The sequence below is a fragment of the Anaerofustis sp. genome, assembly GCF_019420015.1.
Lineage (GTDB): Bacteria > Bacillota > Clostridia > Eubacteriales > Anaerofustaceae > Anaerofustis.
Map to the genome: position 1 here is coordinate 20,328 of NZ_JAHZIA010000038.1, position 12,951 is coordinate 33,278.

The 12,951-nt window shown below is 30.4% G+C and carries 14 protein-coding genes; 7 read left to right on the plus strand and 7 right to left on the minus strand.

All coding sequences use genetic code 11. From position 1 onward, the window contains the following. The 4 genes from QZ357_RS06310 to QZ357_RS06325 form a co-directional block, all read left to right on the plus strand. A partial coding sequence (locus QZ357_RS06310) for a hypothetical protein (RefSeq protein ID WP_290773328.1) occupies positions 1–795 on the plus strand: 795 nt, incomplete at its 5' end. 92 nt (positions 796–887) lie between these two features. Beyond that, complete coding sequence (locus QZ357_RS06315) at positions 888–1,346, plus strand: hypothetical protein (protein WP_290773331.1); 459 nt, start codon at positions 888–890, stop codon at positions 1,344–1,346. A 98-nt stretch (positions 1,347–1,444) separates the two neighbouring features. Continuing rightward, on the plus strand, positions 1,445–1,603 hold the full coding sequence (locus QZ357_RS06320; protein WP_290773333.1) for a hypothetical protein: 159 nt from the start codon (positions 1,445–1,447) through the stop codon (positions 1,601–1,603). 16 nt (positions 1,604–1,619) lie between these two features. Then, on the plus strand, positions 1,620–2,573 hold the full coding sequence (locus QZ357_RS06325) for a DUF6560 family protein (protein ID WP_366934129.1): 954 nt from the start codon (positions 1,620–1,622) through the stop codon (positions 2,571–2,573). A 91-nt stretch (positions 2,574–2,664) separates the two neighbouring features. On the opposite strand, the gene QZ357_RS06330 is transcribed toward QZ357_RS06325, so the two are convergent. After that, a complete protein-coding gene (locus tag QZ357_RS06330; RefSeq protein WP_290773339.1) occupies positions 2,665–3,222 on the minus strand; it encodes an ImmA/IrrE family metallo-endopeptidase in 558 nt (185 codons plus the stop codon). Positions 3,223–3,242: 20 nt separating this feature from the next. Further along, positions 3,243–3,590 (minus strand): helix-turn-helix transcriptional regulator, encoded by a 348-nt coding sequence (locus QZ357_RS06335; RefSeq protein WP_290773342.1) that lies wholly within the window; start codon positions 3,588–3,590, stop codon positions 3,243–3,245. A gap of 158 nt (positions 3,591–3,748) precedes the next feature. On the opposite strand from QZ357_RS06335, the gene QZ357_RS06340 reads away from it, so the two are divergent. After that, a complete protein-coding gene (locus QZ357_RS06340) occupies positions 3,749–3,994 on the plus strand; it encodes a hypothetical protein (RefSeq protein ID WP_290773345.1) in 246 nt (81 codons plus the stop codon). A gap of 227 nt (positions 3,995–4,221) precedes the next feature. Here QZ357_RS06340 and QZ357_RS06345 read toward each other — a convergent pair whose 3' ends face one another. The 5 genes from QZ357_RS06345 to QZ357_RS06365 all read right to left on the minus strand — a co-directional run bounded on the left by QZ357_RS06345 (position 4,222) and on the right by QZ357_RS06365 (position 10,576). Then, positions 4,222–4,407 (minus strand): hypothetical protein, encoded by a 186-nt coding sequence (locus QZ357_RS06345; protein WP_290773348.1) that lies wholly within the window; start codon positions 4,405–4,407, stop codon positions 4,222–4,224. A gap of 126 nt (positions 4,408–4,533) precedes the next feature. Further along, positions 4,534–6,378, minus strand: coding sequence for an ABC transporter ATP-binding protein (locus QZ357_RS06350; RefSeq protein ID WP_290773351.1), 1,845 nt, complete (start codon positions 6,376–6,378; stop codon positions 4,534–4,536). Beyond that, positions 6,371–8,647 carry an ABC transporter ATP-binding protein gene (locus tag QZ357_RS06355; protein ID WP_290773353.1) on the minus strand — a complete coding sequence of 759 codons (2,277 nt, stop codon included), beginning with the start codon at positions 8,645–8,647 and terminating at the stop codon, positions 6,371–6,373. Before QZ357_RS06355 ends, QZ357_RS06350 begins: the two co-directional genes overlap by 8 nt. 7 nt (positions 8,648–8,654) lie before the next feature. Further along, positions 8,655–9,122 carry a MarR family transcriptional regulator gene (locus QZ357_RS06360; protein WP_290773355.1) on the minus strand — a complete coding sequence of 156 codons (468 nt, stop codon included), beginning with the start codon at positions 9,120–9,122 and terminating at the stop codon, positions 8,655–8,657. A 152-nt stretch (positions 9,123–9,274) separates the two neighbouring features. Further along, a complete protein-coding gene (locus tag QZ357_RS06365; RefSeq protein ID WP_290773357.1) occupies positions 9,275–10,576 on the minus strand; it encodes a folylpolyglutamate synthase/dihydrofolate synthase family protein in 1,302 nt (433 codons plus the stop codon). Positions 10,577–10,797: 221 nt separating this feature from the next. Between QZ357_RS06365 and QZ357_RS06370 the strand changes: the two genes are divergently transcribed. Together QZ357_RS06370 and QZ357_RS06375 are read left to right on the plus strand one after the other, a co-directional pair. After that, on the plus strand, positions 10,798–11,967 hold the full coding sequence (locus tag QZ357_RS06370) for an ABC transporter substrate-binding protein (RefSeq protein ID WP_290773360.1): 1,170 nt from the start codon (positions 10,798–10,800) through the stop codon (positions 11,965–11,967). A 164-nt stretch (positions 11,968–12,131) separates the two neighbouring features. Further along, positions 12,132–12,951 (plus strand): branched-chain amino acid ABC transporter permease (locus QZ357_RS06375; RefSeq protein WP_290773363.1); only part of this gene is annotated, 820 nt, incomplete at its 3' end.

Consider the following 12,951-nt stretch of genomic DNA (forward strand, 5'->3'; position numbering starts at 1 on the left):
TTTAAAACCAATCAACAAAATGATTTATGGTATGGTGCTTTATTTATGATAATTTTTTCTTTTATGGGGTTGTGGTTATTCTGGGAAAGATTAAGCTTTAAAATAAAAGTATACAAAAATAATTTTATTGTTCGTAATTTTTTTATGAGAGAAAAGAAATATAAATTTGAAGATTTAACAGATTATATGGAATATTCTCTATATAGGTTGGGGTTTGTTTCGGTCATTGATGCATATATTAATAATAAACGTGTTATATCCATAAGTGAATGGGATATAGATTATGATAAGTTAAGAAAAGATATAAAAAAACATATAAATAAAAATGTTCAAAATATAAAAAAAGATATTACTTTAACAGCGCACTTATCACAACCAATACTATTTATTATTTTAAGTTTCGCCACTATATATTTATTTTTTATGGTTTTTCCTGATTTTAAAAAATATGGTTATTTATACTCAGCAGAAAATTTTCCTTTCAAAGGAATGGAATTAATTATACTTTTGTTTATGATTGCATCAGGTCTTATGCTTTATGGGATAAAACATTTGACGAGTAAAATATATATACATGAAAGAAAAGTAATATATAAAAAATATTTTTTTATAAAAAAATACTATCATTTTACGGATTTTAGTTATTTTGTTGTTAAAAATGAAGGTGGAAATTCTGTAATAAAAATATATGATAAGAGTAATAAAAAAATAATTACAATACCAGATTTTTATAAAAATAAAGATATTTTGATAGTAAAGCTTAAAAATAATGGTGTTAAACGGGTAGATATTTAAAAATAAAATTTTATAAATTATAATAATGATTTAAATTGTGGTTAATACAGTAAATTCAGTAAGAAGATTTTTTAGGAGGTTTAGATGGTAAAATGGAAAATATAAGATTGATTTTATTTATAATTTCTCCTATATTATTTTCTGTAATAATAGGTACTGGATCTTATACTGATCATTTATATGAAAAATATGGGAAACCTGTAAAGGGTAAATATTATAATAGAAATCCAAAAATAGAACCTCCTTTTATAAAGCGGCTTTTTAGAATAGGCTGGGAAGACAGATATAAAGAGAGTGCGAAAAGAAGAAAGCGATTTATGTATTTTTTATGGCTTACGAGGATTAATTATGGTGTAACTATAATTCTTTTAATTTTTACAATAATATGTATGCTTTTTAAGCTAGTTCCAAATGAAATATTAAAATATATCATAATAGGTAAAGCTATAATTGTGGATTCCGTATGCGTAATTTCTTGTTTACCATTTGGGTTGTTTGTTTCACTTATACTTGCGGACTCAGTGCATCCTACAGATATGTGGTGGGGGTAAAAAGTAAAAACAGTCAAGAAGAAAATTGTAAAAACAGCAAAAAAAATAAAGAAAAAAGTTAAAAAAACTGTAAAAAAAATAGTGAGAAAAGCAAAAAAGTGTATCATACCGTAAGGAAAAAAGCCAAAGCTGTGGTTAGAACGGCAAAAAAGGTTATAAAAAAAGCTAGAACTGTTGTAAAAAAGACAGTTAAAAAAATAGCAACATCCGTAAAAAGAAGAGTTGTTCGTTTTATAGGCAGATTTAAATGGTGGTAAAGATAGAAAGAGAGGTATTAAAATGAACAATACTGTAATTGAAAGAATAATGAAAGAAGAGACATATATTGTCTCTTCTTCAAAAGGATTAATGATAATACTTGGGATAGTAAGTATGTTACTTTTATACGGAGGTTGTACTTACGTATATCAGGTTGTAAGTAAGGGAATTGCAGGAGAAAAGATATTATACATAGTACTCTTTATGGGAATATTCGGCTTGTTTTTTGGAACGTTATGGAACAGATTAACTTTTAAAATAACAGTAACAAAGGATAGATTAAAGGTAAGAAATATGTTCTTTAAAGAAAAAGAATATTATTTTAATGATATTACAAATTATAAGTGTACTAAGGGAAGATGGAACAGTAACGTAAATGTATTTATGGAAGAAAAAAAGATATTTTCCATAGATTCAGGTGATAATAACTTTAACAGATTATACGGTGACATAAAAAATGAGGTGGAAAGGAAAAATCAGGGGAAATCATCCATTAAAGAAAATGTAAAAGAATATACTGTCAAAAAGAAGAAAGAAGAGAAAAAAAATCTTATTAGTTTAATTGTTGCTTTAATAATGACTATTCCGTTTATTGGTGGTTTTTTGTTAGCTCTTGGTGGTTCGCCAGAGGATGTATTTATAATTTGTAGTATAGGAGCGATAATGTTTTTTTTAATTATATTATTAGCTATACAAGAGTACTTTATAAAAATTATTGTTAAAGAGGATACGATTATATTAATAAAACCACCTCATGCTAAAAAATATTGTAAAATGAGTGATATAAAAAAAATAAATAATAAATATGATATTATAGAGATATATATGAAAGACTATACTTTTTCTTCTCAATTTGCTGCTTTTTCCAAAGAGAAAGCTGAAAATGTTGATATATTTTTAAAACAAGCAGAAGAAAACGGTGTTATGATAACAACTTCTGATTTTGATACTTTTAATATGTTGAAATAAAAATAATGCGGATATATTTAAAACATATAAGAGAGAGATGGGTATATCATTTATATTTTAATAAAATATTATTATAAAAAAGAGGTTGATTTTACCTCTTTTTGTTTTTTATTATAAATTCTTTGAATTGTTTGATAAGTATGGATTCCATTGGATTTATGTAATATTTATTGAGAGATTCCTTTTCCTGGAATCTTTGAAATCTTATTTCTCCCGCTTTTTTTGATATACGGCATAATTCCCTGAGTTCACTTTCGGTTTGTACCTTTAACTCATGTAAGACACAAAGGGGCGCAAGAACCCTTATTGCAAACATATTGGCTTCAATTTCCAAATCATTATATGATAAGTTATTTTTGTTTTGATGATGATTAAGTAAGATATGTCCAAGTTCATGAGCTATGGTGAATCTTACTCGATGTTTGTTGTTCATCTCTTTATTAATGTATATTGTTTTTTTGCCGTTATTTATTACTGAAAATCCGTTTTTAAATTTTTTTGCAAATTTATGGTTTTCATTATAACATCTTATGCTTATATTAAGTTGTTCGCATATATCGATTATATCGATAGGTAATTTGGTAGCATTAGTTTCTATCAAAACATACCAAGCCCATTCTTGAATGTTCCTGTATTCTTTTCCGGTCATTTGCTTTATCTTTCTGTGTTTTATTTTTTCGTTATAAGTTTAGTGTGTTCATTTAAGTCTTTTAGGTTTTCATTATTTAGTTCAAGTGTATTGTATCCGTCGCCTCTTGCAATCATTTTTAGTGTATTGTTATTTTCTTTCTTTTGTTTAAATCCAAAAGTTTCTAGAATATCGTTAACCTGGTAAATGTCACATAAAGTAAGAAATATATCCGGATAAGGCAGTCTTTGACCGCTTTCCCAGCCATAGATGGTTTTTGATGCAACTTTAAAATTTCTTTTTTCAAGCATAATTCGTACATCTTCTATGGTAAGCTTATTGTTTCGTCTAAGTTCTTTTAATTTAAATGACATTTGCTTTTTATTCATTTTTATTAACTCCTTGCTATTAAATCATATAAAAAAGTGACTTTTTTGTCAATATAAATAATTATTCGCCGTATCTTCATTTTGAAGAAAAACATTGACAAAATTTGGCAATGATATTATAATTATCACAAAATTCTTCGAAACGAGGAAAAAATAATATGGATTCAAAACATTATATAAAAAACAAATCTTTTAAATGTGACAGCCATAAAGATAAAGCGAGCAGAAATCTATCTAGATATATTGTTGAAAATAATATTGATATAGATGAAATATGCAAAGAAACCGGTATTGGATATAATTCTTTAAATGAAAGTATTAATTTGGGACAAAGGAATTTGGAAGTTGATGAGTTTTTAGAGATTTGTAATTTTATTGATGAAGACCCTAAAAAATTTAAATAATAGGGGAGAATTGATATTAGAATGTCAAATGAGGAGATTTTTAAATTTTATAAAATAATATATACGGTAGATGAAAATTCAAGATTTGTCTACCTTCGGAATTTAAAAAGTTTTAAATATGGGGATATAACTAAATTTTACTTTGTGGATTGTATTAAAGTTCAATAAATATTAAAAGAGCAGACGGTTAAAAGTCTGCTCTTTTTAATGAGCCTTTAAATTTTTAACTATTTCAATTTGTATTTATTTTTATCCGGTACTTCCATTTGGAATAAATCTTGATAGGATTCCAATTCGGCTTCGCTTTGAGGGATGTTTCTCATCAGTCCGGTGCATTCCGTTTCCGATGCTGAATGTGAATTTTTTAAAAAATCCGTATCCGGCGGATTTAAATTTTTTTTATCTACTTTCATATAATTACCTCCTTTGATTTATTTTTTCAATAATTGTTTTGATTTATAACTTTTATTTTAATTTTGATATATTTACCTTTTACAAAAATTTATTTAAAATAAAAAAGAACCGTATTCGGTTCTTTTTTATTCTTCAAACTGTGAATTATACAAGGTTGCATAAAATCCCTTTTGAGAAAGTAGTGTTTCATGTGTTCCTTGTTCTATTATATTCCCGTCTTTCATTACCAATATTAAATCTGCATCTTTAATTGTGGATAATCTGTGAGCGATAATAAAACTGGTTCTTCCTTCTATAAGTCTATCCATTGCTTTTACTATCAATTTTTCCGTTCTTGTATCTACGGAACTTGTTGCTTCATCCAAAATAAGTATTTTAGGATTTGCGAGAAGTGCTCTGGCAATTGTTAAAAGCTGTTTTTGCCCGCTCGATATATTGCTTGCCTCTTCGTTTAATATCATCTGATATCCGTCTACGTTTGTTTTTATAAAGTGATCGACATGTGCTGCTATTGCTGCCTGTTCGACTTCTTCGTCACTGGCGTTTAGGTTACCGTATCTGATGTTGTTCATTACTGTATCATTATACAGCCATGTATCCTGTAGAACCATACCGAACATTTTTCGTAAATCTCTTCTGTTGTAATCATTGATATTATTTCCGTCAATTTTAATGCTTCCGCTGTCAATATCGTAAAATCTCATTAAAAGCTTGATAATCGTTGTTTTTCCTGCACCTGTAGGTCCTACGATTGCTATTTTTTGTCCGGGGTTTATTTTTGATGTGAAGTTTTTTATTATAGGTTTGTTTTTTTCATATCCGAAACAAACGTTATCGAATTCCACTGCACCTTTAACATCGTTTAAGTTTACTTCTATCGGAGTATCAGTGGTTTCTGCTTCATCTTCTTCATCCAAGAACTCAAATACTCTTTCTGCGGCTGCGGCTGTTTGTTGAAGAATGTTGGAAACATTGGCAAGCTGAGTTATTGGTTGGGTGAAGTTTCTTACATATTGTATAAAGGCTTGAATATCTCCGACCGTTACCTGTCCTTTTGTGGCTCTGTATCCACCTATGATACATATGATTACGTATCCGAGGTTACCGATAAAGTTCATTATCGGCTGCATCATTCCTGATAAAAACTGTGATTTCCAAGCAGAGTGATATAGTGTTTCGTTGTAATTATTAAATTCTTCAACGGAATGTTTTTCTCTGTTGAAAGCTTTTATTATTATGTGTCCGGAGTACATTTCCTCTATATGTCCGTTTACATGACCCAAATATTCCTGTTGTTTTCTGAAGTGTTTTTGAGAAAACCTTACTACTATCATAATGAACATCATCGATATGGGAAGTATCAATATTGCTACCAGAGTCATTGTCAAATCTATTGTTGCCATCATATAAAGTATTCCGATAACTGTTGTGATACTGGTTATTATTTGCGTAATTCCTTGATTTAAGTTTTGGTTGATTGTATCAACGTCGTTGGTTATTCTCGATAGAACTTCTCCGTGTGTTTGTTTATCAAAATATTTAAGTGGTAGTCTGTTTATCTTAAGTGAAATATCTTTTCTTAATCTATAGGTCAAGTCGGTTGTAACACCTGTCATGATATAACCTTGCATGTAGGAAAATAATGCGGATATGAGATAGAGTATTACCAGTGTCAAAAGAATTTTTCCTATATAAATAAAATCCAATCCCGTAACTGTTCCCGCTATTTTACCCATTACACCTTCAAAGATTTTCGTGGTGGCTTTTCCGAGTATTTTTGGACCAACGATACTAAATACTGTTGATATCACGGCAAAAACAAATACGATAAATATATTGAGTTTTTTGGTTCCGAGATATTTAAGAAGTGTTCCGATGGTTCCTTTAAAGTCTTTTGCTTTTTCTTTTGTTCCCATCATTGCACCGTGATGACCCATCGGACCTCTTCTTTTGTTTTGATTGTTACTCATTGTTTCTTACCTCCTCTTGTGATAATTGAGATAAGGCAATTTCTTTATATACTTCACAGTTTTCCATAAGTTCTTTGTGAGTACCTATTCCCGCTACTTCTCCGTCGTCCAGTACGATAATTTTTTCTGCGTTCATAATCGTACTTATTCTTTGTGCCACAATAATCATAGTAGCATCGGATAATTCTTTGTTTAGTGCTTTTCTTAAATTTTTATCGGTTTTGAAGTCTAAGGCTGAGAAACTGTCATCAAAAATATATATATCGCTGTTTTTTATTATTGCCCTTGCTATTGAAAGTCTTTGTCTTTGACCTCCCGATACGTTTGTTCCTCCTGATGAAATTTGCGTTTCAAATCCTTCCGGTTTTTCTTTTATGAATTCGCTTGCTTGAGCAATGTCGCATGCTTTCCACAATTCTTCGTCTGTTGCATTTTCTTTTCCGTATTCAAGGTTGCTTCTTATTGTTCCTTTAAACAAAATACCTTTTTGTGGAATATATCCGATTTTTTCTCTGAGAAGTTTTTGATTGATATCTTTGACATTTATCCCGTCAACCAGTACTTCTCCTTTGCTTGCTTCGAAAAGTCGGGGGATCAGTTGCACCAATGTTGATTTGCCGCTTCCCGTAGAACCGACGATGGCTGTGGTCTTTCCTTTATCGGCCGTAAATGTTATATTGTGAAGCACATATTCGCTCGCTCCGGGATAAGCGAAAGAAACATTTTTAAATTCAACGATTCCTTGTTTGTTTTTGTCAGGTTCTTTTTCTTCTTTTGGGTCTGTAAGAGATAACTCAGTGTCGAGTACTTCATTTATTCTGTTTGCCGATACACTTGCTCTTGGAACCATTATAAACATCATTGAAATCATTAAAAATGACATTATAATTTGCATTGCGTATTGTATAAATGCCATCATATCCCCGACTTGAAGTGTACTTGCTTCGATTTGATTTGCTCCGACCCATACAATCAGTAACTGTACAAGATTCATTATTAACATCATAAAAGGCATTAAGAACATCATAAATCTGTTTACAAATAAATTTGTTTTGGTAAGATTTTTGTTTGTCTCATCAAATCTTTCTTCTTCGAATTTTTCGGTTGTGAATGCTCTTATAACCATTATCCCGGATAAATTTTCTCTTGCTACCAAGTTAAGTTTGTCGGTTAATTGTTGTACTATTTTGAACTTTGGAAGTACAACAGAGAAAGCAATCATCATGAATCCTAATATTACAATTACCGCAAGAAGAATTATCCAACTCATTGATATACTTGATTCTAATGCTTTGAATATTGCTATTACACCCATTATCGGAGCATAGCACATTATTCTCATTCCCATTGTTATGAGCATTTGAACTTGTGTGATATCGTTTGTGGTTCTTGTGATAAGAGATGATACGGAGAATTTGTTAAATTCTACATTTGAGAAATTCTCAACTTTTTCGAATACATCTTTTCTAAGGGATTTCGCTACTCCCGCGCCTGCTCTGGAAGCGAGAAAACCAACACTTATGGCACAGGCCGCGGATACAAATGCGATAAGTAACATTTTTGTACCGATATTCAATATATATGAAGATTGAACACTTTGCAGATTAAGTCCTACGGCTTTGTATTCGTTTTTTATAAACGTTCCCGCAATTTGGTTTATGCTTGTTTGAGGAATATTTTTTAATCCTTCGATTGCTTTTTCTTTTATTTCCTGTTGATTCTTCTCAGACATGTTTTTCAACATTGTAAACAAATCCATGTTTTGAGAATTTTGGAGTTGTTTATTGTTTTCCATTTTTGAAGAGTCTAAATTATTTGAGTCCAGTGTAAACAAGTTTTGTTTTTTGATATTGTCCGGATTTTCGATTGAGCTTACCAATATTTCACTTTTCCCCAAAGGAACATTTAAACTTTCAATTATATTTTTGTCTGCTTTTTTATTTAAAATATAAATATTTTCTTTATTTAATATTGGGTATTTTTCTTTGTACTCACTGTAATTTTCGTTTTTATCGGTGATTTTTGTGTATATTGTTGATAAATCTTTTTGTTGTTTTTTATTTAAAAAGAAGTTTATTTTTTCATATTCCGATTCTCTTATTACATTTGGTATGTTGTTTTCAATTCCTCCGTTTTGTATGCCGTAGTCCACTATTTTTGACATATAATCAGGCAGTGACAACTCGCAGTTAGCCTGAATGAGTAAAAATGCTACGGCAAAAACAATAGAAAAAATAAAAGGTTTTAAATATCGTTTTAACTTTATCATGGTGTCTTTATTTCGTCCTTTCCTGCTTTTTTGATATTTCCAAAATTTCTTTGCAAAGTTCGGTAAGTTGTCTTACTTTATTTGCTCCCAGATTCTCCACTAAATTCAGTATTTGTTTGTGCTTTGCTTCAAAGGCATTGTTTAATATCTTCTCTCCTTCGGCAGTTATTTCTACTTTAAATTTTCTTCTGTCATTTTCTTCCATAATTCTTTTTATATATCCCTTTTTTTCGAGTCCGTTAAGGGTTTGTGTTACCGCAGGACGTGAGATTTTGGTCTTTTCACTTATTTTAGACGGATGTATGCCTGTGATTTGTTCTTCTTTTTTTGACTTTAGAAGAAATGCCAATAAGAAAAATTCAGCTGGAGGTAAAATACTACTGCAATCCATTCTGGGAGCAAAAATTTTACTGATTGAATGCAAATAGTAGATTAATTCTTTTAATTCCTTATCGTCGATTTTATTATCTTGCATATCAATGATTCCTTTCTGGTATAAAATAAAAAAGCAACGCAAATAGTTAAGGTGCTTAATTATTTTGTTGCTTAATTATAATTTTATGCATTATAAAAGTCAATAGAAAAGATATGTTTTATTTATTTTTTTATGTGATTGAAATTACTTGGTTATTTTAAGATTTTTGAAAGGGCTGTTCGGGCTTCTCCTATTAAATACAAAGAGCCGACAAATCCATAAATTTCTTCTTTGTTATTTTTGATTATTTCCAAAGCTTCGTCAATATTGTTTAGACTTTTAACGTAAACATCGGAATTCAGTTGTTTTATTTTATTGCACATATCTATGTTTGTATATGCTCTGTTGTTATTCGGTGTTAATGTATAAATTTTCTTTGTGATTGTTAATAGCTTTTTCAGGGAATTGTCTATGTCTTTATCGGCTAGCATACCGAAGAATAAGGTTATCTTTTTATCTTCAAAGTATAATTTTATATTATTTACAAAGCTTTCTATTCCTTCTTTGTTATGTCCACCGTCTAATATTATGTATGGATTTTTGTTTAATAATTCAAATCTTCCGGGAAATTTTATATTTTTCAGTGTTTTACTGATGATTTTATTATCTATATTGTAATTCATATCTTTTAAAACTTCTAAAGCTTTAATTACCGTCAGAGTGTTATATATTTGATGTTTTCCTAGTAATCCCAAATGAAAATTAGAAAGGTTTAAATTGTTTTCTTTATTGTAAAAAAGCTCGCTTCCGTCAATTTCTGTTTTTATTATTTCTATATTTTTTTCATCTGCAATGTAATATTTTGAATTTTTTTCTTTTGCTATTCTGATCAGTTCTTTAATTGCTTCTTTATTGGAAGGATATAATATTACATTTGAATTTTTTTTGATGATACCACCTTTTTCATATGCTATTTCTTTTAAGGTATTTCCCAAGTATTCTGTATGATCGAAACTTATTGAAGATATTATTGACATAACTGGTGAATCTATTACATTGGTTGCATCAAGTCTTCCTCCAAGACCCACTTCCAAAATCAGAAAGTCCACATTCATATCTTTAAAATAAAGAAATGCCATGGCTGTTATGATTTCAAATTCGGTAGGATGTGTAAATCCCTTGTTTGTCATACAGTCGACTTTTTGTTTTACTTTACTTATGTATGTGGCTATATCTTCATCAGAAATATCTTTTCCGTTTATTTTTATTCTTTCATTAAATTTTTCAAGAAAAGGAGAGGTATAAAGTCCTGTTTTATAACCTCCGGCGGTTAAGACAGCACTCAGCATTGTCGAAATTGAACCCTTGCCGTTTGTTCCCGCAATATGAATAACTTTTAAATTTTGCTGAGGATTTCCGAGAAGTTCCAAAAGTATTTTGATATTGTCAAGACCTAGTACAGATCCGAATTTATTTGTTTTGTGTATGTAACTTAAAGCTTCTTCGTAGTTCAATGTTTTGTTCTCCTTTTGGTTTGATTTGGATTTTAAAATTATATCATAAATAAGAAAAAGTATGCGTAAATTATAATATTTTTGAAATTTTCAGAAAATTGTAACATTTACACTTGACAAAAGAAAACAGTAAGGGTAAGATATTAACAATTATTAATATTTTCTTTAAAATTCCGTGAAGAAAATGTGTTTAAATTTTTAACGATAAGGGGTAATGAGTAATGAAAAAGACAATGAAAAAAGCTGCGGCTTTATTGCTTGCATCATCTATGCTTGTAGGGTTTACTGCTTGCGGCGGAAGCGGTTCTTCTGATAACGGAGATACTATAAAGATAGGTGTTAACTATGAGCTTTCAGGCGATGTTGCAACTTACGGACAATCTTGTACAAAAGGTGTGGAAATGGCTATTAACGAAGTTAACAAAGCCGGAGGAATAAACGGAAAACAAGTTGAAATTGTAAAAATAGACAATAAATCTGATAATAACGAAGCTATGAGTGCGGCTACAAAACTTGCATCAAAAGAAGGTGTAAGTGTAATGATCGGTCCTGCTACTTCAGGTGCATTCAAAGCTACGATTTCTGCAGCTAATCAATATAAAGTACCTGCAATAACATGTTCCGGTACATCTGATGACATAACTGTAAATTCAGACGGTTCTGTTCAAGAATATATTTACAGACTTTGCTATACAGATACTCTTCAAGGAAACAAAATGGCAGATTTTGCCACTAAAAAATTAAATGCAAAATCGGCTATAGTATTGGCTGATACTTCAAATGACTATTCAAACGGTCTTGCAAAGGCTTTTGAAGCTCAGTTTAAAAAGAACGGCGGAAAAGTGATTTCTACAGAAACATTTACTGCTCAAGATAAAGACTTTGCGCCTGTACTTACAAAAATCAAAGATAAAAAAGCTGATATGATCTATTTACCTGGATATTATACAGAATGTTCTTTAATCATCAAACAAGCAAGAGATTTAGGTATTGATTTACCTATATTGGGCGGAGACGGATATGACTCTCCTACAATGCTTGAAACAGCAGGAAAAGATGCTTTGAAAAACGTATACTTTACTAATCACTATGCTGTAGATGATGAATCTGAAGTTGTTCAAAATTTTGTTAAAGCATACAAAGAGCAAAACAACGATGAAAATCCTGGTGCTTTCGAAACTCTTGGTTATGATGCAGGTAAACTTGCATGTGACGCAATAGAAAGAGCGGGAAGTACAGACCCTCAAAAGGTTTCTGAAGCTTTGGCTGCTACAAAAGATTTTAAAGCTGTAACAGGTACTTTGAGTATTGATGAAAAGCATAATCCTGTAAAAGAAACTGTTGTTCTTGAATTCAAAGACGGAAAAGCATTATTTAATACAAAATTATAATTTAATATTGGAAATTTTATTAATAATTAAATAATAAAATTCGGTAAAGTGGTAAGTATTACTTACCACTTTACTATGGTTTTAAGGATATGATTAAAGCAATATGTTGAATATGGTTTTAACAATATTTTTAAAATATAATTAATTAAAACGGAGGTATGACTTTGGAACAATTTATTCAGCAAATAATAAACGGTATTTCCATAGGAAGTATTTATGCCCTTATTGCTCTTGGGTATACGATGGTGTACGGAATAATAAATTTGATTAACTTCGCTCACGGTGATATTTTAATGGTGGGGGGATATATCGGTTTTTTCTGTGCTTATACTCTTGGTATAGGGTTTATTCCCGCTACTTTGATTGCCATGATAATATGTGCGATACTTGGAGTATTGATAGAAAGAGTTGCTTATAGACCGCTTAGGAATGCTCCTAGAATCACGCTTCTTATAACTGCGATTGGTGTAAGTTTTTTACTTGAATACGCTATGATGTATTTTGTCGGCCCTGATGTAAAAACTTATCCTTCAGGATTTTTTGGATTTGGATATATTAATCTCGGAGGGATTTCCATTTCAAGTGATAAACTTATGGTAACTCTTATAACACTTGTTTTAATGGTAGCTTTACAGGTTCTTATAAGTAAGACCAAGATAGGAAAATCTATGAGAGCCGTATCTTCAGATCCTGACGCTGCTCAACTTATGGGGGTTAGTGTAGATAAAGCTATATCTTTTACATTTTTAATCGGTTCTGCTTTGGCGGCAGTTGCGGGTGTAATGTACGGAGCTATGTTTACAATTAATCCTCTCTCTGGTATGACTCCCGGATTAAAGGCTTTTATAGCAGCTGTATTTGGGGGAATCGGAAGTATCCCGGGTGCAATTGTCGGCGGGCTTTCTTTAGGACTTATAGAAACATTGGTAAGCGGATATCTTTCAAGTGCATATAAAGATGCCGTTGCATTTGCGATACTTATTA